24 protein-coding genes are annotated in these 25,749 nt (G+C 73.8%); 17 read left to right on the top strand and 7 right to left on the bottom strand.

The genetic code is table 11. From position 1 onward, the window contains the following. The first annotated feature begins 39 nt into the window (after window positions 1–39). Window positions 40–1,263: a Tm-1-like ATP-binding domain-containing protein gene (locus ACIBCT_RS33805; RefSeq protein WP_399195670.1), complete on the top strand. Its 1,224-nt coding sequence runs from the start codon at window positions 40–42 to the stop codon at window positions 1,261–1,263. Continuing rightward, a complete protein-coding gene (locus tag ACIBCT_RS33800) occupies window positions 1,260–2,081 on the top strand; it encodes a phosphoenolpyruvate hydrolase family protein (RefSeq protein ID WP_399195668.1) in 822 nt (273 codons plus the stop codon). The genes ACIBCT_RS33805 and ACIBCT_RS33800 overlap by 4 nt, the downstream gene beginning before the upstream one ends. Before the next feature lie 139 nt (window positions 2,082–2,220). On the opposite strand, the gene ACIBCT_RS33795 is transcribed toward ACIBCT_RS33800, so the two are convergent. Further along, complete coding sequence (locus ACIBCT_RS33795) at window positions 2,221–2,937, bottom strand: MOSC domain-containing protein (RefSeq protein ID WP_399195666.1); 717 nt, start codon at window positions 2,935–2,937, stop codon at window positions 2,221–2,223. Window positions 2,938–3,263: 326 nt separating this feature from the next. On the opposite strand from ACIBCT_RS33795, the gene ACIBCT_RS33790 reads away from it, so the two are divergent. The 3 genes from ACIBCT_RS33790 to ACIBCT_RS33780 all read left to right on the top strand — a co-directional run bounded on the left by ACIBCT_RS33790 (window position 3,264) and on the right by ACIBCT_RS33780 (window position 6,251). Next, window positions 3,264–3,461: a hypothetical protein gene (locus ACIBCT_RS33790; RefSeq protein ID WP_399195664.1), complete on the top strand. Its 198-nt coding sequence runs from the start codon at window positions 3,264–3,266 to the stop codon at window positions 3,459–3,461. Between the two features lie 230 nt (window positions 3,462–3,691). After that, window positions 3,692–4,759, top strand: coding sequence for a calcium:proton antiporter (locus ACIBCT_RS33785; protein ID WP_399195662.1), 1,068 nt, complete (start codon window positions 3,692–3,694; stop codon window positions 4,757–4,759). A gap of 184 nt (window positions 4,760–4,943) precedes the next feature. Next, window positions 4,944–6,251: a pyridoxal phosphate-dependent aminotransferase gene (locus ACIBCT_RS33780; RefSeq protein ID WP_399195660.1), complete on the top strand. Its 1,308-nt coding sequence runs from the start codon at window positions 4,944–4,946 to the stop codon at window positions 6,249–6,251. Between the two features lie 65 nt (window positions 6,252–6,316). Here the strand turns inward: ACIBCT_RS33780 and ACIBCT_RS33775 are convergent, their stop codons facing one another. Continuing rightward, complete coding sequence (locus ACIBCT_RS33775; protein WP_399195658.1) at window positions 6,317–7,627, bottom strand: right-handed parallel beta-helix repeat-containing protein; 1,311 nt, start codon at window positions 7,625–7,627, stop codon at window positions 6,317–6,319. A 461-nt stretch (window positions 7,628–8,088) separates the two neighbouring features. Here ACIBCT_RS33775 and ACIBCT_RS33770 point away from each other — a divergent pair, with 461 nt between their 5' ends. From ACIBCT_RS33770 to ACIBCT_RS33725, 10 genes are all read left to right on the top strand, one after another. Next, a complete protein-coding gene (locus tag ACIBCT_RS33770) occupies window positions 8,089–9,285 on the top strand; it encodes a cytochrome P450 (protein WP_399195656.1) in 1,197 nt (398 codons plus the stop codon). A 16-nt stretch (window positions 9,286–9,301) separates the two neighbouring features. Further along, a complete protein-coding gene (locus ACIBCT_RS33765) occupies window positions 9,302–9,508 on the top strand; it encodes a ferredoxin (protein WP_399195654.1) in 207 nt (68 codons plus the stop codon). Window positions 9,509–9,535: 27 nt separating this feature from the next. Continuing rightward, complete coding sequence (locus ACIBCT_RS33760; RefSeq protein WP_399195652.1) at window positions 9,536–10,225, top strand: TetR/AcrR family transcriptional regulator; 690 nt, start codon at window positions 9,536–9,538, stop codon at window positions 10,223–10,225. Continuing rightward, window positions 10,222–10,464 (top strand): hypothetical protein, encoded by a 243-nt coding sequence (locus tag ACIBCT_RS33755; protein WP_399195650.1) that lies wholly within the window; start codon window positions 10,222–10,224, stop codon window positions 10,462–10,464. The genes ACIBCT_RS33760 and ACIBCT_RS33755 overlap by 4 nt, the downstream gene beginning before the upstream one ends. Further along, window positions 10,433–10,942 carry an AMP-binding protein gene (locus tag ACIBCT_RS33750; RefSeq protein ID WP_399195648.1) on the top strand — a complete coding sequence of 170 codons (510 nt, stop codon included), beginning with the start codon at window positions 10,433–10,435 and terminating at the stop codon, window positions 10,940–10,942. Before ACIBCT_RS33755 ends, ACIBCT_RS33750 begins: the two co-directional genes overlap by 32 nt. Next, window positions 10,908–11,534 carry a hypothetical protein gene (locus tag ACIBCT_RS33745; protein ID WP_399195646.1) on the top strand — a complete coding sequence of 209 codons (627 nt, stop codon included), beginning with the start codon at window positions 10,908–10,910 and terminating at the stop codon, window positions 11,532–11,534. The genes ACIBCT_RS33750 and ACIBCT_RS33745 overlap by 35 nt, the downstream gene beginning before the upstream one ends. A gap of 91 nt (window positions 11,535–11,625) precedes the next feature. Then, window positions 11,626–14,382 carry an AAA family ATPase gene (locus tag ACIBCT_RS33740; protein WP_399195644.1) on the top strand — a complete coding sequence of 919 codons (2,757 nt, stop codon included), beginning with the start codon at window positions 11,626–11,628 and terminating at the stop codon, window positions 14,380–14,382. Window positions 14,383–14,657: 275 nt separating this feature from the next. Continuing rightward, window positions 14,658–14,795: a hypothetical protein gene (locus ACIBCT_RS33735; protein ID WP_399195643.1), complete on the top strand. Its 138-nt coding sequence runs from the start codon at window positions 14,658–14,660 to the stop codon at window positions 14,793–14,795. Window positions 14,796–14,938: 143 nt separating this feature from the next. Then, window positions 14,939–16,369: a hypothetical protein gene (locus ACIBCT_RS33730; protein WP_399195641.1), complete on the top strand. Its 1,431-nt coding sequence runs from the start codon at window positions 14,939–14,941 to the stop codon at window positions 16,367–16,369. A 140-nt stretch (window positions 16,370–16,509) separates the two neighbouring features. Then, complete coding sequence (locus ACIBCT_RS33725) at window positions 16,510–17,475, top strand: tetratricopeptide repeat protein (RefSeq protein ID WP_399195639.1); 966 nt, start codon at window positions 16,510–16,512, stop codon at window positions 17,473–17,475. A gap of 106 nt (window positions 17,476–17,581) precedes the next feature. Here the strand turns inward: ACIBCT_RS33725 and ACIBCT_RS33720 are convergent, their stop codons facing one another. After that, window positions 17,582–18,400, bottom strand: coding sequence for a neutral zinc metallopeptidase (locus ACIBCT_RS33720; protein WP_399195637.1), 819 nt, complete (start codon window positions 18,398–18,400; stop codon window positions 17,582–17,584). 360 nt (window positions 18,401–18,760) lie between these two features. Further along, the gene (locus tag ACIBCT_RS33715; RefSeq protein WP_399195635.1) at window positions 18,761–19,402 is read right to left on the bottom strand and encodes a class I SAM-dependent methyltransferase; all 642 of its coding nucleotides are present in this window, start codon (window positions 19,400–19,402) and stop codon (window positions 18,761–18,763) included. Between the two features lie 300 nt (window positions 19,403–19,702). On the opposite strand from ACIBCT_RS33715, the gene ACIBCT_RS33710 reads away from it, so the two are divergent. Together ACIBCT_RS33710 and ACIBCT_RS33705 are read left to right on the top strand one after the other, a co-directional pair. Beyond that, complete coding sequence (locus ACIBCT_RS33710) at window positions 19,703–20,773, top strand: sigma-70 family RNA polymerase sigma factor (protein ID WP_399195633.1); 1,071 nt, start codon at window positions 19,703–19,705, stop codon at window positions 20,771–20,773. Window positions 20,774–20,989: 216 nt separating this feature from the next. Beyond that, complete coding sequence (locus ACIBCT_RS33705; protein ID WP_399195631.1) at window positions 20,990–22,402, top strand: DHA2 family efflux MFS transporter permease subunit; 1,413 nt, start codon at window positions 20,990–20,992, stop codon at window positions 22,400–22,402. Between the two features lie 36 nt (window positions 22,403–22,438). Here the strand turns inward: ACIBCT_RS33705 and ACIBCT_RS33700 are convergent, their stop codons facing one another. From ACIBCT_RS33700 to ACIBCT_RS33690, 3 genes are all read right to left on the bottom strand, one after another. Then, complete coding sequence (locus ACIBCT_RS33700; RefSeq protein ID WP_399195629.1) at window positions 22,439–23,461, bottom strand: LacI family DNA-binding transcriptional regulator; 1,023 nt, start codon at window positions 23,459–23,461, stop codon at window positions 22,439–22,441. A gap of 253 nt (window positions 23,462–23,714) precedes the next feature. Beyond that, the gene (locus ACIBCT_RS33695) at window positions 23,715–24,464 is read right to left on the bottom strand and encodes a DUF4097 family beta strand repeat-containing protein (RefSeq protein WP_399195627.1); all 750 of its coding nucleotides are present in this window, start codon (window positions 24,462–24,464) and stop codon (window positions 23,715–23,717) included. 169 nt (window positions 24,465–24,633) lie between these two features. Next, window positions 24,634–25,734 (bottom strand): YihY/virulence factor BrkB family protein, encoded by a 1,101-nt coding sequence (locus tag ACIBCT_RS33690; RefSeq protein ID WP_399195625.1) that lies wholly within the window; start codon window positions 25,732–25,734, stop codon window positions 24,634–24,636. Between the last annotated feature and the right edge of the window lie 15 nt (window positions 25,735–25,749).

The following is a 25,749-nucleotide window of genomic DNA, read 5'->3' as shown; positions in this document are numbered from 1 at the left end:
GCGGTGGTGAGGGGTCCCGAGCGGAGAGGTGTGGCGCAGATGCCGACGATAGGCCTGGTGGGAACGTTCGACACGAAGGGGCCGGAGTACGCCTGGCTCCACGACCGACTGCGCGGCCTGGGCTGCGAGGTCGTCCTGATCGACGCGGGGGTGGGGGAGGCCCGGCTGCCCGCCGACGTCACCAACGACAGGGTGGCGCTAGCGGCCGGGGCCGACCTGGCCGCGCTGCGCGCGGCCGCCGACCGCGGCGCGGCCGTCACGACGATGGGGGAGGGCGCCGCGGCCGTCCTGGCGGAGCTGTACGCGCAGGGACGCCTCGACGGCGTGCTCGCCGTGGGCGGGAGCGGGGGGTCCTCGATCGCGGCGCGCGCCGTCAGGGACCTGCCGATCGGGCTGCCCAAGCTCATCGTCTCGACCATGGCCTCCGGCGACGTCTCCCCGTACGTGGGGGCCAAGGACGTCACGATCATGTACAGCGTGGTCGACGTGGCGGGGATCAACCGGGTCTCCGCGCGCATCCTCGGCAACGCCGCGGCGGCGATCGCCGGGATGGCGAGCGTGCCCGCCCCCGTCGTCGAGGGTGACCGCCCGCTGGTGGCGGCCTCCATGTTCGGCGTGACCACGCCCGCGGTCGACGCGGCCAGGGAGCGGCTGGACGAGCTCGGCTACGAGGTGCTGGTCTTCCACGCCACCGGCTCCGGCGGGCAGGCCCTGGAGACGCTGGCCGGCAGCGGCCTGATCGCGGGCGTGCTCGACCTCACCACCACCGAGCTCGCCGACGACCTGGTCGGCGGCGTGCTGACGGCCGGGCCCGACCGGCTGACCGCCGCCGGTGAGCGCGGCCTGCCGCAGGTGGTCGCCCCCGGCGCGCTGGACATGGTCAACTTCGGCCCCCTGGAGACGGTTCCCGAACGCTTCGCCGACCGGCTGTTCTACGTGCACAACCCGACCGTGACGCTGATGCGCACCACGGCCGAGGAGATGGCCGAGCTCGGCCGCAGGGTCGCGGGGAAGCTCCGCGCGGCCACCGGACCGGCCGCGCTGTTCGTCCCGCGCGGCGGCGTCTCCGCCCTCGACGCGCCGGGCCTGCCCTTCCACGACCCCAAGGCCGACCAGGCGTGCTTCGAGGCCATGGCCGAGGGGGTGCGGGGGTCGGCCGTCGCGGTCGAGGACCTGGACCTGCACGTCAACGATCCGGCCTTCGGCCGGGCCATGGCCGACCGGCTGCACGGGATGATCAGCCGGGCGGGAGGAGCCGGATGAGGCGCGAGGACGTTCTCGCCCGGCTGCGCCGTACCGTCGCCGAGGGCAGGCCCGTCATCGGCGCCGGTGCCGGCACCGGGCTGTCGGCCAAGTGCGCCGAGGCCGGCGGCGTCGATCTGATCATCATCTACAACTCGGGCCGCTACCGGATGGCGGGCCGGGGTTCGCTGGCCGGGCTGCTGCCGTACGGCGACGCCAACCAGATCGTCGTCGAGATGGCGGCCGAGGTGCTCCCGGTCGTCACGGACACCCCGGTGCTGGCGGGGGTGTGCGGGACCGACCCGTTCCGGCTGATGCCCAGGTTCCTGGACCAGCTCGCGGCCATGGGCTTCGCCGGGGTGCAGAACTTCCCGACCGTCGGCCTGTACGACGGGGTCTTCCGGCAGAACCTGGAGGAGACCGGGATGGGCTACGACCTGGAGGTCGAGATGGTCCGGCTGGCGCGCGAGCGCGACCTGGTCACCGCCCCCTACGTCTTCGACCCCGACCAGGCGCGGGCCATGACCGAGGCGGGCGCCGACGTCCTCGTCCCGCACGTCGGGCTGACCACCAAGGGCAGCATCGGCGCGGGCACCGCCCTGACCCTGGACGAGGCCGTCGAGCGGGTCCAGGCGATGCGCGACGCCGCGGTGGCCGTACGCCCCGACGTGCTGGTGCTCTGCCACGGCGGGCCGATCGCCGAACCGCAGGACGCGAGCCACGTGCTGGCCCGTACCGAGGGCGTGGTGGGCTTCTTCGGCGCGTCGTCGGTCGAGCGCCTGCCGACCGAGCGCGCCATCACCGAGCAGGTGCGCGCCTTCAAGGAGATCACCGTCTGATGCCCGTACGGACGTCGGACCCTCGGACGGGCCGAGGTCGCCGACTCACCGGACGGCTGCGTGCGGACGAGGGCCCGCGTGGTGGCCCTCGTCCGCCCCGTCCGGGCGGGCCGGGCCGTGGCCGGTCGCGGAGGGCGGATCAGACCGGTTCGACGGTGTCCCCGACCCGTACACGCCCGGGGTGCACGACGGTGGCCAGCGCGTCCAGGCGCATGTCGTGCGCCTGTGCGACGGCCCGGAGGACCAGCGGGGAGTGCGGCAGGTCCTGCTGGGCCTCGTTGGTCATCACGCACCGCTCGCTGGAGCGCTCGAACCGTAGCCGCAGGGCGCCGCCGATACGGGCGGTGCCGCCGAACCACTCGTCCTCCACGAACGCGGGCGTGCCCGGCGGCGTCCGCACCAGCAGGTTCGGCCGGAACCGGCGCTCGTCCACGGGCACGCCGGGAACGGCCGCGCGTACCCAGTCGAGGGTGGCGGTCGTCAGGACACTGAGCGGGAGCTGATCGAAGTGCGAGATCGTGCCCTCGCGGGCCACTTCGACGTCGTTCCGGCCCAGGTATCGCCGCACGTAGGCGGTGGGGTCCGGTACCGGCACGCCGTCCGGGTCCAGCAGCTCGGGCGGCTCCGTGACCGATTTCCCGGGGTATCGGGAGCGCAGGTGCAACAACCCCGGCATGCGCCGGAACCGGCGCGTGTTCTTGCCCGAGCCGAACTTCCCCTCGGCGTCCCGCACCGCGTAGAGCCTGTCGCCGGCGAGGCCCCGGGCATCGACGGCGACCTCGTCCAGAAGTTCGCCGCCGGTCGACTTGATGGGATACCGCCAGATCCGCTCGATCGTGCCGAACACCCCGCCCATGTCCGTCCCTTCGACGAGCCGTCCTGCGGCCGGCTTCACGCGACCCGCGCCGAAGTCTACGATCACCCTCCGGTCGTCCGGATCGGCGGGCACCGGACGCGGGGCCGTCCGGGGACCGGCGCGGGGGACGGTGATCTCCGGGTCGGGGACGCCGATGCCCGGGCCCGCCGGGTACGCGCCACGGCGCCGGCGGGGAGGAGGCCTTCCCGGTGCCGGCGGGCGTCCGGCGACCGATGGATGATCGGCGACGGCCGGGTGGCCGGAACACCGCGTCGACGACCCGCGCCGGGTGCCGGCGTCGGAAACCGGTTCGGTACTGTCGATGGATGATCGTTGGATATGCGCAGGTGCCGGCCATGGAACGAGACACCGGCCATCGGATCGGCGCACCGATCCGGGTCGGCGCCGACCGGGCCGTACCGGCCCGGCGGTCCCGCGACGCGGGCGGGAAGAGCGTGTCGGCTGCGCACCGTCTCACGGCGCACGGCCGCCTCGGCCGCGCCGTCACCGGAAGGCCGGCATGAACGCGTCCGAGCGTCCCGGCCCCTCCCAGCGTCCCGGCCCCTCCCAGCGTCCCGGCCCTCCCGAAGCGGCCGGCACTCCTGCCGGAGCGGCCGGTGCCTCTTCCGAGGTCGCGGGTGCCTCTGCCGGAGCGGGCGGTGCCTCTTCCGGAGTCGCGGGCGCTCCTCCCGGGGCGGCCGGTGCGCCGGCCGCACCCGAGCGGCCTCGCCGGACGGTCACCGACTGGCGGTTCGTGGCGCCACCGCTCGCCATCGTCGTGCTGGCCGCCTCCTGGGGCCGGGACCTGCCCGCACCGCTGCTGGTGGTCATCGCCGTGGTGCTGGGCGCCGCGGTGCTGTCCGCCGTGCACCACGCGGAGGTCGTCGCCCACCGTGTCGGCGAGCCCCTCGGGTCGCTGCTGCTGGCCGTCGCCGTCACCGTCATCGAGGTCGGCCTGATCGTGACCCTCGTGATCTCCGGGGGGCCGGGCACCGCGTCACTGGCCCGCGACACCGTCTTCGCCGCCTTGATGATCACCTGCAACGGGATCCTCGGGCTGTCGCTGTTGATCGGCGCCGTCCGCTACCGCCTCGCGGTGTTCAACGCCGAGGGAACCGGAGCCGCCCTGGCCACCGTCGCGACCCTCGCGGTCGTCTGCCTCGTGCTGCCGACCTTCACCACCGCCCGCTCCGGGCCGGAGTTCTCCCCGACGCAGCTGGTCTTCGCCGCCGTGGCGTCCGTCGCCCTCTACGCCGCGTTCGTCAGCACCCAGACCGTCCGCCACCGCGACTTCTTCCTGCCCGTCACCAGCGAGGGCAAGGTGATCAACGACGCCGACGAGGACGACCACGCCGACCCGCCCACCACCCGCGCCGCCGTCACCAGCCTGGTACTGCTGCTCGTCGCCCTGGTCGCGGTCGTCGGCCTGGCCAAGGTGCTGTCCCCGGCCATCGAGGAGACCGTCGCCTCCCTGGGCCTGCCGCACTCGTTCGTCGGCGTGGTCATCGCCCTGCTCGTCCTGCTCCCCGAGACCCTCGCCGCGGCCAACGCCGCCCGCCGCAACCGTGTCCAGGTCAGTCTCAACCTCGCGCTGGGCTCGGCCATGGCCAGCATCGGCCTGACCATCCCCGCGATCGCCATCGCGACGATCTGGCTCCCCGGCCCCCTGGTCCTCGGCCTCGGCGCGAACCAGATCGTCCTGCTCGCGATCACCGTCGTCGTCGCCACGCTGACCGTCGTCCCGGGCCGCGCCACCCGCCTGCAGGGACTCGTCCACCTCATCCTGCTCGGCGCGTTCCTCCTGCTCGCCGCCCACCCCTGAGGGACGCGGCCCCGGGCGTCGCCACCGGATCGGCCGGCGCGAGCGGTGTCGGCCGGGTACGGCGGCCGTCCGGGGGCGTGGAGGGGCACGCGGGGCCGGCGGAGGACCGGGCTGAACCGGCCGGGTGCGGGGCGCGTAGCTGGGGGTGTCACAGACGCGAACGCCCGTCACGAAGGAGACCCCGTTGGCCGGTTCCATCGACCGCGGCCGGATGCACGCCGCCGCGCACAGCCCGTCGGTCCTCTCGCTGATGCGGGCCGTGCCGGAGCGGAGCGCCGACCTGGTCGACTTCTGCGTCCCGGGCAACCCGTACTTCCCGCCCCCCGAGGTCTTCGGCATCCTGGAGCGCGACCTCGCCGCGCTCCTGAGGTTCCGCCCCAGCGACGCCGACACGATCACGGCCGAGCTCTGCGGGGTGCTGGGACTGAACCCGCAGACCGTCGTCATGGGCAACGGGTCGACGGAGCTGATCACCTGGATCGACCACCTGCTGGTCAGGGAGAGCCTGGCGATCCCCATCCCCACCTTCGGCCGCTGGACCGACCAGCCGCTGGAGACGGGAAAACGGGTGGACATGTACCCGCTGCAGGAGAGCCAGGGCTTCGCGCTGGACGTGAACGCCTTCGTCAACTTCGTCCGGCAGCGCGGCTCGCGGGTGGCGGTCGTCTGCAACCCCAACAACCCCGACGGCGGCTACCTGCGCCGCCACGAGGTCATCGCCCTGCTGGACCGGCTCGTCGACCTGGACCTGGTCGTGGTGGACGAGTCGTTCATCGACTTCGTCGACGCCGAGCCGTACGCGAGCGTCGCGGGCGAGGCCGCGATCCGGCCGAACGTGGTCGTGCTGAAGAGCCTGGGCAAGAACTTCGGGCTGCACGGCGTCCGCTTCGGGTACATGGTGGCCAATCCCGCGCTGGCCGCCCGGGTGCGCGGGGCGCTGCCGACGTGGAACCTGAACTCCTTCGCCGAGACCGTGGTCTTCATGACCCGCCGGTACCTGCCCGAGTACCTGGAGAGCCTGCGGCTGCTCGCCCTGGACCGCGAGTCGATGCACTACCAGCTGACCCGGGTCCCGGGCCTGACGGTCTTCCCCTCCCAGGGCAACTTCCTGCTGGTACGGCTCCCCATGGGCAGGGACGGCGTCACCCTGCGCGACCGGCTGCTCGACGAGCACGGCCTGTTCGTCCGCGAGTGCGGCAACAAGCTCGGCATGACCGGCCAGTTCGTGCGCCTGGCGGTCCGGCCGGAGGGGGAGGTGCGGCGCCTGGTCAGCGGGTTGTACGCGGTGCTCTACGAGAGCGGGGACAGGACACCGGTCCCCGTACCCCTGCCGCCCCCGCCGCAGCCGATCCCGACGCCGCTGTACGACCCCCTGCCCGGAAACGGGCAGGTCTCGCAGTACGACCCGATGGCGACGGTCGCGCCGGTACCGCTGTACGAGGGAGACCGCCGCTTCGACATGCTCTCGGGTGGCCTGCCGCCCTCTCCGTGACCGGGGCGGCCGCCTCCCGCGGGGGGACCGGGAGGCGACCGCGGTCGTGCGGCGCCGTCAGCAGGTCAGCAGACGCTGAGCCTGCTGTTGACCATGGTGTTGTTCCGCACCACGGTGCCGCTGCCGCACGGGTTCTCGATGATCGCCGAGTCGGTCACCCGCAGGTTCTGGATCGTGACGTTCGCGTTCACCGGGAACTCGGTCCGGGAGGCGAGCCGGATGTCACCGGGGCCGGTCACGCTCCCGCCGCTCTGCGCGATGGTGACGTTGTAGCAGTTCTCGACCAGGATGGAGTTGCTCCCGGTCTGGGCGATGTCCACCCGGTCGATGACCGCGCCGCCGCTCTCGGAGACGCAGAAGATCCCGCGCCCGCCACCGCGCGCGACCACCTGGCCGACCCGGACGTTCGTCGGGTACGAGCCGCCGATCCGGCCGTTGCGGTTCGCCATCCGGAACGCCGCGTAGCCGGTGCCGGTCCCGGCGCCCTGGGCGTCGACCAGGCCGACCGTGGCGTTGATCGTGTCGTTCAGCAGCAGCCCGGACTCGCCGGTGTTGCGGGCCGTCACCGTGCCGACGGTCAGGCCGTCCAGGCCGTAGGTCTCCACGCCGTGCGCGCTCGTCCCGGAGACGTACACGTTGTCGATCCGCACGTTCCGGGTCCGGACGCTGCGGTCGCCGTGGTTGTCGACGCGGATGCCGAGGCCGCGTGAGACCCGGATGTCGATCTGCCCGAGCGTGATGTTCGTGCCGTTCCTGACGAAGATCCCGTACAGCGGGGCGCCGGTGATCCTGAGGTTCTGCACCTCGACGTCCCGCACGCCGCGCGCGTACACCACGGCCTGGTCGCCGCTGCCGGAGCCGGTCACGTTCACCGTGCCGCAGACGTCCAGCACGGTGTAGCTCGGCAGCGAGAGCCGGGACCCGGCGCTCATCGAACCCGAGCCCCGCACCACGACCCGCTGCTTGGAGGTCCGGCCCGAGGTCAGGCTGCCCACGGCCGCCTGCATGGCCGAGAGCATGCTGGTGCCGGTGTAGACGGTCCGGGAGCCGTTGCGCGCGGTCCAGGTGCTGCCGCTCAGCACGGCCTCGGCGTTGTACGAGCCGTCGCCGCAGGCCATCCGGGCCCTGCTCGCCCTGCTCGCCCTGCTCGCCGTGCCCGCAGTGCCCGCCGTGCCCGTGCCGCCGCCGGCCGTGGCCGTCGTACGGGTCGTGCCCGCCGCGTGCGCCGGGGCGGTGGTCCCGGCCGTGCCCGCCATGGCGGGGGCGGGGGCGGTCAGCGCCGTCGCCACCAGGACCATGCCGGTGAGGGCCGCCGCGATCGGGCCGGATCGCCGGTGGCGGGCCGGTGCTCTGCCGTCGTTGCCGTCCTTGTTCATGTTCGGCTCCTTCACAGGGGGGGACAGCCGCGTGCCGCGCCCCGGAGTGCGACGGGACGGTCGCGCCGCGCCCCGCCGTGCTCCGGGACGCTCCGGAACGCTCCGTCGCGCTCCGCCCGCCGGCCCGGTCGCGAGCGGGCGGCGGGGGACCGGCGTCACGCGCCTGCCGGTGTGGCGAGGAGTCTCACAGCGCCGGAACGGTCCGTCAACGCGTCTCCTTGACGGGATTGAATCGTTTTTGTCATCCTGGGGCGGATCATCCGGCCCGAACTGGCCGGATGTCCGCACCGCCCGATTCCGGGATCCTGAAAATTTCATGCGCCGACGCCGTCCCCGTGACACCCGGGTGGGCCGTACGTCCCGATCGCCGGGTAGATCCTTCTTGGAAGTGATAGCCGGCTTTCGTTTCGGTGGTAGCGTCGAAGACGTCCAACCGATCCGGCACGACGGAGGACCGCGCGATGACCGAGACACCGGTGATGCCCCTGCACATGCGGCGGGAGCGGTTCGATCCGGTCGAGGAGCTCGCCCGGGTCCGGGAGGGCGAGGGCGTCACCCGCATCATGACGATCTTCGGCACACCGGCCTACCTGGTGAGCCGGTACGAGGACGTCCGCGAGGTGCTCTCGGACGCGACCCGGTTCAGCAACGCCGGCTCGCAGCCCGTGCTGCGGCCCGACGCCCTGAGCAAGGAGGAGCTCGCCCGGCTCCAGGCCGGGCAGCTGCTCGCCTACGACCCGCCCGAGCACACCCGGCTGCGCCGGATGCTCACGCCCGAGTTCACCGTGCGCCGGATGCGCAGGCTGGAGCCGCGCATCGTCGAGATCGTCGACGCGGCCCTCGACGACCTCGAACGGGCCGGGAAGCCCGCCGACCTGGTCTCGCTCTTCGCGCTTCCGGTCCCCTCGCTGGTGATCTGCGAGCTGCTGGGCGTCCCGTACTCCGACCGCGAGGCGTTCCAGCGGCGCACCGGCCGGCTGCTCGACGTGTCGCTGCCCCTCGAACAGCGGACGGCCGCGCAGCTGGAGAACCGCGAGTACATGGGCCACCTGGTCGCGCGGGCCCGGGTGGAGCCGGGCGAGGACATGCTGGGCATGCTGGTGCGCGAGCACGGCGACGACCTGACCGACGCCGAGCTGGCGGGCGTCTCCTCGCTGCTGCTGCTCGCCGGGCACGAGACGACCTCGAACATGCTCGGCCTCGGCACCCTGGCCCTGCTGCGCCACCCCGACCAGCTCGCCCTGGTCCGCGACGACCCCGAGCAGGTCGAACCCGCGGTGGAGGAGCTGCTGCGGTGGCTGTCCATCGTGCACTCCGGCGTGCCGCGCACCACCACGACCGAGGTGGAGATCGCCGGGCAGACCGTCCCCGAGGGCTCGCAGCTGATCCTGGCCCTCCCGGCCGCCAACCGTGACCCGGACTTCGTCGACGACCCCGAACGGCTCGACGTCACCCGGGGAGCCCCCGGCCACCTCGCGTTCGGGCACGGCGTGCACCACTGCCTCGGGGCGCCGCTGGCCCGGATGGAGATGCGGATCGCCTTCCCCGCACTGCTGCGCCGCTTCCCCGGCCTCGCGCTCGCCGTGCCGTACGAGGAGATCGAGTTCAAGGCCTTCCACGTCGTGTACGGGCTGCGCGAGCTCCCGGTCACCTGGTGAGGCGGGAGGGATCGCGATGAGGGCCGACGTCGAGCGGGACATCTGCATCGGGGCCGGGATGTGCGTGCTGACCGCGCCCGCGGTCTTCGACCAGGACGACGACGGCATCGTCGTCGTCCTGACCGAGGAGATCGCTCCCGGGGACGAGACCGCCGTGCGGCGGGCCGTCACGCTCTGCCCCTCGGGGGCGATCCGGCCGCCACGCCAGGAGGCCGGGCAGTGAGCCGGACACGGCTGTTAACGTGGGCGAATGACGGCGACGCGAGGGCGGGGCCTGCGCTCCGACGCCGCGCGTAACCACGAGCGGATCGTCGTCGCGGCCGGGCACGCCTTCGAGGAGGCGGGGCCGGAGGTGACGCTGGAGGAGGTCGCCCGGCGCGCCGGTGTCGGCGTCGCCACGGTCTACCGGCGTTTCCGCTCCCGCGACCAGCTGGTGCGCGCCGTCTTCGCGCACCTGCTCACCACCGAGATCGAACCGGCCGTCGCGGTGGAGACCGGCGACCCGTGGCGCGACCTCGTCGGCTCCCTGGAGGCCACCGTCGGGGTGCTCGCCGGACGGCGGGTGATCCTCGCGCTCGCCCGCGAGACGGACGCGGTCGACGTCGAGAGCGTGCACCGTTACGTCCGCTCGATGGACCGGCTGCTGCGCCGCGCCGCCGCCGCCGGTCTCGTGCGGCCGGAGCTCCAGGGGCGGGACCTGGCCGCCGTCGTCGTTATGGCGCTGGCCACCGCGCATCCCGGCGACCCGGAGGGCGCCGGTCCCAGGCGCTACCTCGCGCTGCTCGTCGACGGGCTGCGACCGGCCCCGGCACCGCTGCCCCCGGCCCCAGCCCACGCCCCATCGCACGCCCCGCCCCACGCCCCGCCCTCGGCCCCGGCGCCCGCGCGGTCGCCGTCCGCCCCGGCTCCGCGCCGCCGGCCCGGGGCGGACCCGCGGTGACCGGGCTGCACCCGCCCCGCAGGGTCGCGCAGTACCGGGCCAGGGGCTGGTGGACGGACGAGACCATGGACGGGATCTTCACCGCCCGCGTGGCCGCCACGCCCGGCCGCCTCGCCGTGGTGGACCCGCCCGACAAGCAGGACCTGATGGACGCCGCGCCGCCTGACCTGGCACGAGCTCGACGAGGAGGTCACGCGGCTGGCGGCCGTGCTGCTGCGGCACGGCCTGGTCGCGGGTGACGTGCTGCTCGACCCCTTTCCCATGGTCAACATGGCCGGGATCGGCGGCATGTTCCTGCCCTGGCTGCGCACCGGCGGCCTCCTGATCCAGCACCACCCCTTCGACCTGGCGACGTTCCTGCGGCAGATCGCCGGGGAGCGCGTCACCTACACCCTCGCCCCGCCCGCCCTGCTGACCCTGCTCCTGCACGACGCCGAGCTGCTCGCCGCGGCCGACCTGTCCTCGCTGCGGCTCGTCGGGTCCGGCTCGGCGCCGCTGTCTCCCGCCATGGTCAGGGGCTGGCAGGACGACCACGGAATCGGGATCGTCAACTTCTTCGGCTCCAACGAGGGCATCGCGCTGCTCAGCGCCCCGGACGACGTACCCGACCCCGAGCAGCGGGCCAGACTTCCCCCGGTACGGCGCGCCGGGCCGTACCTGGAGCTCCCGGACCTCCCGGCAGGTGTCGGTACGGCTGGTCGACCGCGGCACCGGTGAGGAGATCACCGAGCCCGGCCGCCCGGGGGAACCGCGGATCAAGGGACCGACGGTCTTCCCCGGCTACCTGGACGGCGACCGGATGCCCGACCCCTTCGACGAGCACGGCTACCTCAGGACCGGTGACGTCTTCGAGATCGCCGGGGAGCACGGGGAGTTCCTGCGCTACGCCGGCCGGACCGGGGACCTGATCGTCAGGGGCGGTGTGAACATCTCCCCGGCGGAGCTGGAGGGCCTGATCGCCACCCATCCCGCCGTCCGGGACGTGGCGGTCGTCGGCTACCCGGACGAGGTGATGGGGGAGCGGGTGTGCGCGGTGGTCGTGCCGCGTGACGGACATGAGAATGGACCGTGCCTTTCTCGTGTCCGCCGGGAACCGATGCGGGAAAGGCCGATTTACGGTCGGCCGTATGTGCGGACGTTTACTCCGGGCGCCGGGCGGTCCTTTTCCGGTCCGGTCCTCCCGCCCGGTGACATCGGCCCGGGAACGGTGGCGAGGAAACGCCGGCACGGAAAAGCGGATCCGGAAAAACCGGTCCGGGACATCGCCCGCCCGCGGAAGACGTGCGTTTTCCCCGGCCCCTTTTCGTGAGAGGTCTTCGCGGTGAACAGGTGCGGTCGCGTTCACCCCTGACCCATAATCACCGTCAGGAACACGCGAAACATGAAAAGGGAGTGCTGCGTTGCACGGCAGAACCTCTCCGCTGTTCGTCGGCAGGAAACGGGAGCTGGAGTTCCTCGGGGAGGCGTGGCAGGCGGCGAGGCGTCGTGACACGCGGATCGTGGGCGTCCGCGGCGTGCCGGGAATCGGCAAGACCGAGCTGGTCGAGCGTTTCCTGCACACCGTCCCCGGCGTGCCGGTCGTGCGTGCCTTCGGCGACGAGGAGGCGTCCGCCCATCCCTGGGGGGTGCTGAACCAGATCGCCGAGCAGCTGCCGACGCCGGTGCTGGCCCGGACGCTGGCGGGCCAGGGCGAGGCGGCCTTCGTCGGCCAGGCCCTCGCGGCCGAGCTGGCCGCGGCGGGAGAGCTGATCGTGGTCGTCGACGACGCGCACTGCGGCGACCGGCAGTCGATGACCGCGCTCCGCCTGGCGGCCAGGCGCCTGCGCACCGCCCAGGTCCTGCTCCTGGTCGTCCACCAGGCCGCCGCCCACCCCGAGGGAGCCGATCCGGGCACGCCCCGCCTGGAGCTGCACGAGGGCTGGGCGCGCCTGTTCGACTCGGCGCAGGGACGCCTGATCCAGGTCGACGGGCTCGGCCCCGACGACCTGGTGAGACTCGCCGTCGCGACCGGTCACGACGGCCTCACCCCCTCCGGCGCCAGGAGGCTGCACGAGCACACCGACGGCAACGTCCTGCACGCGGTCCTGCTGCTGGACCAGGTGGAGATGCACTCGATCAACTTCGGCAACGGCCCGCTGCCCGCCCCCCGCGGCATGACCCAGGCGGTCGTGTCGCGGCTGGCCTCGTGCGGCCGCCGTACCCGCGAGGTCGTCGGCGCGGCGGCGGTGCTCGGCCGCCGGTTCGGCCTGGCCGACCTGCGCGCGCTCTCCGGTGTCGCCGACGTCACCGCGCCCGTCGCCGAGGCCGTGGACGCGGGGCTGATCAAGGAGATCCCCGGTACGGCCGGGCAGGAGTTCGCGTTCACCACCCTGCTCGTCTGGGACCGCATCTACTACGACTCCGGTGTCGAGCGGCGCCGCGCCCTGCACCGTGACGCCGCCCGGCTCGGCGGCCCCGGCGCCCTCTGGCACGGGATCGCCGCGTCCGGCGGCGGCACGGACGGCGAGCTCGCCGCGCTGGCCGAGCGCGAGGCCCGGTCCCACCTGTCCCGGGGCAGGCTCCCCCTGGCGGCGGTCTACGCCCGGCACGCCGCCGAGCTCACCCCGCCGGGCCCGGACCGGCTGGCGCGCCTGCTGACGGCCGCCGAGACGCTCCTGGTCTCCGGGGACGCCACCGTCGCCCGCCGCTACGAGAGCGAGATCCTCGCCGCGCCGCCGGGTCCCTGGCGCGACTACGTCGCCGGCTACCAGGCCCTGATCGCGGGCCGCGTCGCCGAGGCCAGGCGGCTGTTCGCCCGGGCGCTGGAGGCGGCCGGGAGCGGGGCGGAGAGCCCGCACGCCCCGGCCGACCTGCGGGCGCGCATCGCGGCCCAGCTCGCGATCATCGGCGTCGTCGAGATCTCGTACCCGGAGATGGTCGAGTACGGCACCGCGGCCGTCGCGGCCGGCAGCCGCGAGCCCTGGGTGGGGGCGTTCGCCTGGTTCGCCCGGTCGCTGGGCTGGGCGCTGGCCGGGCGCGCCGAGGAGGCCCTCGCCTCGCTGGCCGACGCCGACCTGCCCGGTTCGGCGGCGGGACTGGACGGCCTGGTGGCCCGCGGGATGATCCGGCTGTGGACCGACGACCTGGAGGGCGCCTGCGCCGACCTGCGGGAGGGCGTCGCCCGCGCCACCCGGGGCGAGGCGCTGCGGGTCGGCCAGGCCCTCGGCTTCCTCGGCGAGGCCGAGTACCGGCGCGGCAGGCTGGACGACGCCGTCCGCTTCACCCGGCTCGCCGTCGGCGACGCCGAGGAGAACGAGCGGGTCTGGGACTACGCCCTGCTGCACGCGCTGGCCTGCTACCCCCGCGCGGCCCGGGGCGAGTGGGAGCCCGCGCGCGAGCACGCCCGGCAGGCCGCCGAGTGGGCGCCGGTCGTGGACAGCAGGGTGAGCATCGTCTACGCGGCCGGCGCGCGGGCCGCGATCGCCCAGGCCCGGGACGACGCCCGGCGGCTGCTGGAGGCGGCCTCGACCATCGAGGCGCACTACGACTCGCTGGAGCCCGGCACCCACCTGTTCGGGCCGGTGGGCGCCGACGCGCTCTCCCGGCTCGGCAGGCCCGACGAGGCCGAGGAGTCGCTGGCCGCCTTCGCCGACCGGGCCGCGCCGAGCGGGCGCCGTTCCGCGCTGATGACCATCGCCAGGGTGCGGGCCCAGATCGCCGCCGCCCGCGGCGACCACGCGCGCGCCACCGGCGACTGCGAGGAGGCCCGCGACCTGGCCCGGCAGGTGGGGCTGCCGATCGAGGCGGGCAGGATCGACCTGGTGGCCACGCGCTCCCTGCACGCCCGCGGCCGGCACGCCGAGGCGGAACGGCTGCTGCGACGGGCGCTGGTCGCCTTCAACCGCACCGGTGCCGCCGCCTACGCCGCTCTCGCGCTGGCCACGGCCGGGGAGCTCAGGCTCTCGGTGGACGGTCCCAACGCCGCCTTCGGCACCCTCACCGGAGCCGAGCGCGAGGTCGTGGCGATGGTCTGCGAGGGCCTGACCACCCGCCGGATCGCGGAGCGGCGCTCGGTGGCCATCAGCACCGTGGAGACCCAGCTCAACCGCATCTACGCCAAGCTGAACGTCACCAACCGGATCGAACTGCGCGCCGTGCTGTCGGAGCCCGGTGACTGAACCGGCCGGGGCGGCGGACGGGCGGCGGACGGACGGCGGACGGGCTCTGCGCGGGTCGCGCACGAGCGATGCACGATCGGTCCACGGGCGGTCCACGATCGGTCCGTGGGCGGTCCGCGGGGCGCGCGCGGAGGGCGCACGGATGGCGCACGGATGGCGTCGAGGTACCCGCGGTGATCCGTAGGGGTGTTCCCCGGACGCGTCCGGGATCGGGGGCCACTACCGTGGGCGCCTGCCAGAGCGCAGGGAGACGGACGCCCCGACAGGAGGCCGGAATGCGGTTGACCATAGACGTCCACAGGACCGCGGGCGGTCACCTCGCCGGGACGGTGGAGGACGAGGCGGAACGGCCCCTGCCCTTCCACGGTGTCATCGAGCTGGTCACCCTCCTGGAGAACCACCTGGACGGGTGAGCGCGGACCGCGACCGGATCCGCGCCGTCCCGGCGCACGGCCCGGCCGCGCACGCCGGTGACGGAGAACGCCGTTCACGGAGCGCCACGACGAGGGGGAGAGCACCCGATGGGCACCACGTCCCACCCCGGGAGGGCGGCCCGATGAACGCCACCCTGACGATCTTCGTACCGCCGACCGACGGCGGCCACGACCTGCTGGACACCTGGGTACGGCCGATCTGCGCGCGTCTGGGGATCCGCCTGCTGGCCGCGCTCCCGGGCGCCGGCACGGCCGCCGTCCTCGCGGCCCGGCGAGCCTCGGCGTTCGTGGTGTGGGACTGCTCGGTGGAGGGCCCCGAGGACGTCTACGCCGCCTTCGACATGCGCGCCAAGCTCGACCCCGGCAGCATCGTGCTGAGCCGTACCCCGCTGCCCCGCAACGTGCTGACCCGCGCCGGTCACGCCCCGGTCCACGGGGAGACCATGGAGAACGCGGAGCTGGCGGAGTGGCTGGAGCGGCGGCTGCGCCGCGTGCTGGGCGTCCCCTCGCCGCCCGCCCCGGGCCCCTCCCGGTCCCCGGGGCACTACTGGATGTTCGACCACCCTGCGGACTACTTCCTCAGCTTCCACCCCGCGATGCGGCGGGAGGCGGAGGAGTGGCGGGCCGGGTTCGAACGGGCCCACTCGGTCACCGTACGGACGGTGCCGCCCCGCGAGTACTCCTACCCCGGCGAGGTGGTCACCCGGCAGCAGATGTGGGAGGGCGTGGCACGGCTGATGTACGAGATCATCGGAACCGGCCGGGTCATCGTCCTTCCCGGGCCGGACCACTTCTCGTCCTTCTGGCCGGTGAGCGAGCTGCTCGCCACGCTCTGGCTGCTGCCCCGCGGCTCCACACCCCCCATGATCACCTCGGCGCACGTGGCCCGCCCCTCGGGCGCCATCCGGCGGTTCGAGCACCTGACCGCCCGCTCCGTGCTGGGCGTCCCCCGCCTGAGCGACGCCCACGCCGACCGCTTCGCCCGGCTCATCAACAACTCCGACCCGATCACCACTGTGCCACGGGTCCGGCGTCTTCCCCAGGAGCCGGGCGGGATCGTCACCGGGACGGTCAAGCATCTCGGGCACCACGATCCGGAACTGGACGGCCCGGGGTTCTGGGACGAGCTGCGGGTGCCCTGCCCGGTCTGCGCCCCCACCGGCGGGAACGCGGCCACGGTGGACTGGGGACGGCACATGGACCTGGGCTGGGGGAGCGGGGTGGACCACTACGGCCACTTCACCGTCCGGCGCGAGGAGCTCGGCCCGGCGGGCGTCCGCTGTCCCGGGTGCGGTACCCACCTGCGGTTCGTCAACGACCACGGTGTCCGCACGCTCTGGACGCCGTCGTCCGAGGGCGGGTCCGACCGGGACGGGCCGCTGATCCGGCGCGACCCCGTCTGGCAGGTGCTGCCCGACGACCGGCGGTCCGCCGAGACGGTCCCCGACGGCAGGAGCGCTCTGCTCGGGGAACGTCCCGGCAGGAGGCGGGCCGCCGAGGCGCGGTGGATCCCGGTGCGCAGCTCCGTCCGGCTCGGTGAGGTGGGCCGCTGAGTCCGGAGCGCCGAGCCGGTGCGGTGAGCCGGTGCGGTGAGCCGGTGCGGTGAGCCGGTGCGGTGAGCCGGTGCGCCGGACCGGTGCGGTGAGTTCGGTGGGGTGAGTTCGGTGGGGTGAGAGGAAGAGGGACGGACCCGATGGAACACGACTCCTTTCCGGTCTGGGGACCGGAGCATCCGGGTGACACCGGCTCCGAGGCGATGCCGGACGACGCGGGCCGGCGAGCCGACCGGGAACGCCGTCTCGCCCTGGCGCTCGGCAGGTCCGACCTGCTCGGCGCCGCCGAACGCCACTGGGGGGCGCTCACCGCGAGCGAGGAGGCCGTGCGGATCGCCCGGCGGCTCACCCACGACGACCGTGAGGCGTACCTGCCCGACCTCGCCCTGTGCCTGGCGAACGTGGCGGCGCGCTACGTCCGCCTGGGCCGCAGGCACGAAGCGGTCGACGCGGGACGCGAGGCCGTGGCCCTTCGGCGCGAGCTGGCGGTGACGCGTCCCGACGAGCACCTTCCGCACCTCGCGGGCTCGCTGAACGCCCTGGCCTGCGACCTGAGCCGGATCGGCATGCCCGAACCGGCCCTGGACGCCGCCCGCGAGGCGGTGGACCTCTACCGGGAACTCGCCGCGCGCGACCCGGCGTACGAGCCCGAGCTTGCCATGGCGCTGCACACCCTGGCGCAGCGGACCGCGTCCCTGGAGCGGCTGGAGGAGGCCGTGACCCACAGCGCCCGCGCCGTCTCGATCCGCAGACGGCTCGCCGAGGAGGACCCCTCGGCCTGCTCGGCGACCCTCGCCACCGCGCTGCACGTCCTCGGCTGCCGGCTGGCCGCGCTGGGACGCCGCGAGGAGGCCGTCGACGCCTACGCCGAGGCGGTGACCATCCGCGGGCGGCTGGCCGGGTCCCCCGGGGCCCGGCCCGCGGACCACGACCATCTGGCCGCCGTGGCCAGGGAGTGGGCGGACCTCCTCGTGGAGACCGGACGCCTCGTCGAGGCCGTGGAGGCACTGGAGATCGCCAGGACGGCCTGCCTGAGCGCGGGGGACGTCGAACGGGCGGAGCGGCCGGCCACCCTGCCGGAACACCCGGGAGGAAGCCGCGTCTGAGGCGGAGCCCCGTCCCGGGCCTCACCGTGGAGCCCCGCACCGGTGACGGTGAGAGGGCGGTGCCAGGAGCCGGAAGCCGTCCGTGACGGGCGCCCGGGAGGATCCGTCAGGTGAGGCAGCCCCCGACTCCCTGGAGCGCGCCCCGGTTGAAGGCGCTCAGGCGCTGCGCGGCGGTGCCGTGGTCGTTCACGTCCGTCCAGGGGGTGTCGTCGGCGTGCTGCCGCAGGGCGGCGGCGATCTCCCGGGTGTCCCCCTCCTCGAAGTGGAGCGTGCCGTCCTCACCGGCCCCCCACAGCGTCGCGCCGGCGAGGCAGTCGGCCTGCAGCTCGATCTGCCGGGACACCAGCCGCTGCGGGATGCGGGCCTGGACGGCGTGGCTCCACTCGTGCGCGACGATCAGGTAGATCCAGGCGTCCCCCTGCCGGTATCCCATGCTCATGAGGTCCACGTCCCACGCCACGAAGTCGTAGGGCGGCCAGCAGTACAGGGCGTTGTCGTCGGGGAGCGGGTATCCGTGGCACGTCGGCGTGCGGCCCCGCCCGGTGTCGTAGCCGCCACCGCCGTGGACCCCGTCGCCGTACATGCCGTCATAGCCCTCGCCGTACCCCCCGTCCCCGTACCCCTCCTCGTAGCCCTCGTCCCCGTAGCCTTCGTCCCCATAGGCACCGTCCCCGTAGGCGCCGTTCCCGCGGGCCCCGTCGTAGGTGCCGAGAACGCGCGGGGAGGAATAACGGCCGGGGAAGAATTCCGACCAGTGCGTTTCCCAGAAACGGTCGATGACGTATCGGGCGCTGCCGATGTCCTCGTACATGTCGTCGAGACGTGTCGCGGCGGAAACGGACGCGGGGGCTTTTTCGCTCCCTTCGGCCGCGGTGACCTCGGCCGGGACGGCCACCAGCAGGCTCACCACCAACGCGACGCACATGAGACGAGCGATTCCCCGTCGTGACGCGACCATGGCCTCCCCTGTCACCGGCGGCCGTCGGGATGACGCGCGGTGCCTCGTCGGTGCGGAGCCTCAACGGCAGGGGCATCGTATGACAAAGTAATGCGCACGAAAAAGTGCACTGCGCGACAGTGGTAATCGCCGGCTCAATGGCGTAAACGCGCCGGAGAATCACCGGGACCGGTCTTTCCGAGCCGGTACGGCGGCCGTGCCGCACGGCCCGGCGCCCGCTGATCCGGCATCGGGGACGCCGGTGTCATGGAAGGGGATCCGGCGCGCCCGGCCGCTCGATCCGGTGCGGTCCGGCCACTTGATCCTGCGCGGCCCGGCCGCTCACGGTCAGCGGCCGGAAGGGCCGGGTCTCCGGGCCGCGAACCGTTCGATGACGCCGGCCTTGAAGCGCTCGTGGCGCTCGACGGTGAATCCCATCGCGCGCACCTCGAGTATCGGCCGCCGGCGGTAGTGCTCCCCGGCCGTCGGCACGCTGACCGCGTCCAGCAGGCCCTGCAGCACCCGGACCGGCCAGGACGACGACGCCACATGATCGGCCAGGAGCAGCGTCCCGCCCGGCCGCAGGACCCGCGCCATCTCGGCGAGCGCCACCCGCTCGTCGGGAATGCCGCACAGCGCGAACGTGCACACGACCGTGTCGAAGCTTTCGTCGCCGAAGGGCAGCGCCCGCGCGTCACCGTGCCGCAGGTCGGCCTCCCGGCCGAGGTCGCCGGCGCGGCGCCTGGCCACCGCCAGCATCGGGACGCTCCACTCCACGCCGGTGAGCCGCACGTCGCCGGGGTAGTGGGCGAGGTTCAGGCCGGTGCCGACGGCCACCTCCAGCGTCTCGCCGGTGGCCTGACCGCACAGCCAGGGGCGGGTGTCGGCGAAGAAGCGGCGTTCGGCGAGCGCCATCCGCCGGTCGTAGGAGCCGGCCTGCCGGTCCCAGTACCGGCGCAGCCGCGCGTCGCGCGGCGAGGTGTCTGACACCGGGCCACCCTAACCCTCCCCGGGCGGGTGTGGGCGGCACGCCGCCCGGCCCCACGCCTCCCTCGGGTCTCACGGGGCCGTTCCGGCACCTCACCGGCACCCACCGGACCCGGGCACCGAGCCCTAGACCCGCACTCGAGCCCGAGCCCGAGCCCGAGCCCGAGCACCGAGCCCTAGACCCGGACCCGGGCCCCGGTGGCGCCCAGCAGGGAAAACGGAGAAATTCGGGCGGACCGACCAGTTTCGGTCTCCGGCGGTGTCCGACCATATGAGAGGGACCACAGGAGAGAAGGAGCCACCATGCGAGGGATCCCGCCGGCCGGGGGGACCGACTCCCCGGCCCATGCCCGGCGCCCGGCCGACGAGCTGCTGGCGCTGGCGCGCGGAGGGGACGGTGAGGCGTTCCGCGATCTCGTCGAGCCCTACCGGCGTGAGCTCCAGGTGCACTGCTACCGCATCCTCGGCTCGGTGCAGGACGCCGAGGACCTGCTGCAGGAGACGCTGCTGGCGGCATGGCGCGGCATCGGCGGCTACGAGGAACGCGCGTCGGTACGGACGTGGCTCTACCGGATCGCCACCAACCGCTGTCTCAACCTGCTGCGGGCCGGTGCCCGCCGCCCGCACGAGTACGCGGCCCACCAGCCCGGGATCCCGTTGCCCGAGCCGTCGCACCGCCGGGAGGAACCGAGCTGGCTGGAGCCGTACCCGGACGTGCTGCTCGACGAGATCGCCGACCGCACGCCCGGACCGGAGGCGCGGTACGAGGTCAGGGAGTCGATCTCCCTGGCGTTCCTGGCGGCGCTGCAGCAGCTGCCGCCCAGGCAGCGTGCCGTGCTGGTGCTCCGCGACGTCCTGGAGTTCCGGGCCGGCGAGGTGGCGGGCATGCTCGACACCACCGAGAACGCGGTGACCAGCGCGCTCAGACGGGCACGGAGCGCGCTGGCGCACGAACTGCCCGGCCCCGGCCGGGAGAGCGCTCCGCTGCCGCACTCGCCGCTGGAGCGCCGGATCACGAACGATTTCAGCCGCGCGTTCGAGGCCGGGGACGTCGGCGCGATCGTGGCCATGCTGACCGACGACGCGTCGCTGAGCATGCCTCCGCTGCCGCTGGAGTACCGGGGCCCGGACGCGATCGGGAACTTCCTGGCCACGATCGCGCTGCGCGCCGGTCGCCGGCACGTGATGATCCCGACGCGGGCGAACGGGCAACCGGCGTTCGGCTGCTACCGGCGCGACCCCGGGACGCCGATCCTGCACGCGCACGGGGTGTTCGTCCTGACCCTCGCCGGTGACCGGATCGCCGCGCTGACGCGGTTCCTGGACAACTCGCTCCTGGCGGCGTTCGGGCTCCCCCGGTCGCTGCGCGACTGACCGGCCGCGTACGGGACGGGGATCCGGCGCGGGCGCCGGCGGCGCGCCCGGGGAGCGGCGCGGGCGGGGAGCCGCGCCCGGGGCGGGCGGGGCCGCGGGGACTCCGGCGGGCGTCGTCCGCCCGGGCGTCCACCTACGACCCGCGACATTCATGGCATTAACGACATTCAAGACATTCGAGCAGGGGGAGAGACCGTGGGTACAGGCGGGGGACGGATGACCTCCAAGCAGGCGTGGGTGCTGGGGCTCGCGTCGCTGGCGTCGTTCATGATGGCGCTGGACAGCCTGGTCGTGACGACGGCGCTGAGCACGATCCGCAAGGACCTGGCGGCGTCGATCGAGTCGCTGGAGTGGACGGTCAACGCGTACAACCTGACGTTCGCGGTGCTGCTGCTGACCGGATCGGCGCTGGGCGACCGGTTCGGCCGCCGCCGCACGTTCGTCACCGGGCTGGCGGTGTTCACCGTCGCGTCGGTGGCCTGCGCGCTCTCCCCGGACATCGGCACCCTGATCGCGGCCCGGACGCTGCAGGGGGCCGGTGCGGCGACGGTGCTGCCGCTGTCGCTCACCCTGATCGGCGCGATCTTCCCGCCGGAACGGCGGGGCAGGGCCATGGGGCTGTACCTGGGCCTCACCGGCCTGGCCACGTTCGGCGGCCCGTTCATCGGCGGCCTCATCGCCGAAGGGCTGGCCTGGCAGTGGATCTTCTGGCTGAACCTGCCGGTCGGGGTGGTCGCGATCGCGCTCGTGCTGCGGCGCGTCGACGAGAGCACCGGCCCGAACGTCCGCTTCGACCTGCCGGGGGTCGTGCTGGTGACCCTGGGCGCGTTCGGCGTCGTCTGGGGCCTGGTCCGCGGGAACGCGGCGGGCTGGGGGAGCGCGGAGGTGGTGGGCGCGCTGGTGCTCGGGGTCGCGCTGGTGATCGCCTTCGTGCTCTGGGAGCGGCGCGCGAAGGCGCCGATGCTGCCGATGCGCTTCTTCCGGGCCAGGGCGTTCGCCACGGCCAACCCGGCGAACTTCCTCGTGTTCGCCTCGCTGTACGGCACGCTGTTCTTCCTCGCGCAGTACTTCCAGACCGTCCTGGGGGAGGGGCCGCTCGGCGCGGGTCTGCGGCTGATGCCGTGGACCGCGACGCTGATGGTGTGCGCGCCGATCGCCGGCAGGCTGACCGACAGGGTGGGCGAGCGGAACCTCGTGGTCGGCGGGCTGCTGCTGCAGACCGTCGGCATGGGCTGGATCGCCCTGGTCGCCGACACCGACACCGGCTATCTCGAACTGCTGCCCGCGCTGGTCATCGGCGGGGCCGGGCTGACCATGGCCATGCCCGCGGCGCAGAAGGCGGTGGTCGGGGCGGTGAGCCCCCGGGAGATCGGCCAGGCGTCCGGCGCGTTCATGATGCTGCGGATCCTGGGCGGGGTGTTCGGCGTCGCGGTCACGGTCGCGGTCTTCGCGGGCACCGGGGGGTACGGGTCGGCCGGGGAGTTCAGCGCGGGCTTCACCGCGGCGATGATCACGGTCGCCGCGTACGCGTTCGCCGGCATGCTCATCGCCCTCGGCATGCCGGGGAGGCGAGCGGCCGTCCCGGCCGCACCGGCACGCGAGGAGAGCGGCGTCCCCCAGGCCGGATGAGACCTCGGACGGGACACCGGGGACGGCCCGCGCCGGTCAGCCGGTCGGGTGCGCCGGGGCGGCGGAGCTCTCGCGGATGACGAGGTCGGTGGAGAGCTCCACGCGGCGGGGCTCGGGGGTCTCGCCGCGGGAGATGCTCAGGGCCATGCGGGTGGCGAGGGAGGCCATCTCCTCCAGGGGCTGGCGCACCGTGGTCAGCGGAGGCCAGGCCGACCGGGACAGCGGCAGGTCGTCGAACCCGACGACGCTCAGGTCGTCGGGGACGCGCAGCCCGCGCTGCCTGGCCGCCTCGAACACCCCGAACGCCTGCAGGTCGCTCCCGGCGAAGATGGCGGTGGGCCGGTCGGACAGCGACAGCAGGGCGTGGCCGTGGTCGTGGCCGGAACCGACGAGGAAGTCACCGTGCAGGATCAGCGCCGGGTCCACCTGCACGCCCGCGGTCTCCAGCGCGGCCCGGTAGCCGTCGATGCGGGCCCGGCTGCACAGCACGTCGGGCGGGCCGCCGATCATGCCGATCCGCCGGTGGCCCAGCTCCAGGAGGTGCCGGGTGGCGTTCAGGCCGCCGTGCCAGTTGGTCGCGCCCACCGACGCCACGCCGGCGGCGGGCTCCCCCTCGGGGTCGACGACCACGAAGGGGATGGAACGGGCGTTGAGCTGGCCGTACTGCTGCGCCGAGAGGCGGGAGCCGACGATGATCACGCCGTCGGTGCGGCGGGCGGCCAGCCGGTCGAGCCAGTCGCGGCCCGGACCGGCGTGGGTGTGCAGGACGGAGATGACGATGCTGGCCTCGGCCTCGGCCGCCGCGCTCTCGGCCCCGCGGATGAGCTCCATCGCCCAGGGGCTCTCCAGCTCGGCGAAGATCAGATCGATCAGGCCGACCGGCCCGTCGGCGCCGCCCGTCCGCCGGATGTAGCCGTGTTCGTGCAGGAGCCGCTCGACCCGCCTGCGCGTCTCCGGCGCGACCTCGGGCCTGCCGTTGATCACCTTGGAGACGGTCGGCGCGGACACGCCGGCCTCCTCGGCGATGCGCGCTATCGTCACACGGGGCTTCCCTGCCATGTCCGGCAGCATATCCGAAATCTTTCGGAGTGTCGTTCAGCGCCGGAAGGCGTCCGTCCCGAACGGAGAACGCCTTCCGCGATCACCCCCGGGACACTGTCTCGACCACCGTACGGAAAATTTTTCGTCATCGGCAGAAACGTTCACCGGCCGACGGGCCCGCCGTCCGGGCCCTCCTCGACCTGGCCGGTCCCGCGCCCGATTCGCGTGCGCACCTTTGAGCTCGACCCCGGGCGCCGGGCCCGGTACGCCGTCAGGTGGCGTGACGGACGCGGACGTTCCCGTCGTCGGAGCGGGCGACGAGGGACCGCTTCGCGTCCCGGCTCTCCGGGACCCGCGTCGTCGCCTGCCCGTTCCGGCTGGAGACCCGCACGCGGTAGGCGTCGGCGGTCTTCGGCAGCACGATGGTCACGGTCCCGCTGCCGGAGACCGCCTCGACCTCGGTGGGGGGCGTGTCGAAGCCCAGGTTGAGCTTCCCGTCGGAGGAACGCGCGGTGACCTTCGGCGACCGGATCGCCTCCAGGTCGACCTTCCCGCTGGTCGTGACCACGTCCAGCGGGCCGGAGATCGCGCGGGTGTGCACGTCGCCGTCGCCGGCCCTGACCTTCAGGGACTGGGCGAGCCGGACCGCGCTGACGTTCTGGTCGCTGTCGACCTCGACCGCCACGCCCGGCGGGATCATCACCGTGTGCCGGGACTCGCAGTTGTCGAGCACGATGCCGGAACAGGTGACGCCCACCTTGAGCCTGCCGCCCTCCAACGACCAGGAGGCGTTCCCCTCCTCGGCGGGGGTGCCCTTCAACGTCCGCCTCACCCGGACCGTCCCCGCGGTGCCGGGTTCCAGGCGGACGCGCGTCCCCCTGGCCTCGATGACCAGGGTGGAAGCGGAGTAGGGGAAGAGCCGGTCCTCGTCGCGGGCGTTCGAGGAGGCTTTCACGGCGCAGCCGGTGGTCGTCACGGCGAGCAGGCCGGCGGCCAGGAGGAAAGGGGTTCTACGCGTCATGGACCGATGATCGCCGGGCGGGCCGGGGGCACGTATCCGCCGTTCGGCCGACCTTCGCGCGGATCGGGCCCCACGCCTCGGCCGTTCGGCCGACTCCCCGACCGCTCCCGCCGAAGGCGCCAGGAGCGGGTCCTCACCGAGGCGGTCGCACGGCCTCCTGCACGGCCCGTCAGGTGGCCGGTCCGTCGCCGGGGCCCGACCGGCGTCCGGACGGGCCGGGCCGGAGCCCGCGCAGCGACGTCACGAGCGTCCTGGTGACATCGGCGACGGCCGCGCCCGCCGCGCCGACCAGGGGCTCCCTCTCCTCCTCGGCGGTCGGGCCGGGATCGGGCTCGACGGGCGCGGACAGCCCGGCGCGGACGGCCTCGAGCTGTGCCGCGAACGCCAGCCCGAGGAACAGGGCCATCGAGCTGAGGAACGACCACAGCAGCAGCGCCATCACGGCGGTGAGCGGGCCGTAGGTGGCGCCGAAGGTGCCGCTGCTCTCGGTGTAGAGGGCCAGCAGCAGGGTGAAGACCGTCCACAGCACGAGCGAGACCAGGGCGCCGAACGCGAGCCAGGTGTGGCCCGGCTGCCTGCGGCGCGGCGCGGCCCGGAACAGCACCGAGCTGGACATCAGCGCGAGCAGGAAACCCAGCGGCCAGCGCACCAGGTTGAACGCGTCGATGGTCCCGTCGCCCCAGTCGTAGACCTGCGCCAGCGCCCTGCTGATGGCGCCGCCGCCGACCATCACCACGAAGCCGACGGTCATGAAGGCGCCCGCGGTCAGCGCCATCAGCAGGGCCCTGGCGTACTTGCGCAGGAACGGGCGGTCCCGCTCGACGCCGTAGATGCGGTTCGCCCCCCGCTCCACCTGGGCCATGGCGCTGGTCAGCGAGACCAGGGCGGTGACGAGCCCGAACCAGAGCGCCAGGGCGCCCCCGGTGCGGCCCGCCTGCCGGTGGCTGTCGGAGAGCACGTCCTGGACGGCCTCCACCCCCGCGCCCGGGGCGATCCTGCTCAGGACCAGCTCGAGCACCTTGCCCAGCTCCTCCTGGTTGATCACCGAGCTCAGCCCGACCATCGCGATGGCGCCGGGGATGATCGACAGGCAGATCTGGAAGGCGAGAGCCCTGGAGTTGGTCAGGCCCTCGCCGTACCTGAACCGGGCGAAGGAGTCGCGGACCAGGTGCCAGCGTCCGTACATGCGCAGGGCGGTCAGGGCGTGGTCGGCGGAGAGTTCCTCGCCGTTCATGGTCCGCGTCTGCGGGACCTTCGTCGCTGTTCCCATCTCGAACGGCTCGTT

It is taken from the genome of Streptosporangium sp. NPDC050855 (assembly GCF_044456585.1).
Lineage (GTDB): Bacteria > Actinomycetota > Actinomycetes > Streptosporangiales > Streptosporangiaceae > Streptosporangium > Streptosporangium longisporum.
The sequence above is the reverse complement of the archived record's forward strand: the minus strand, read 5'-3'. Positions and strand labels throughout refer to the sequence as shown.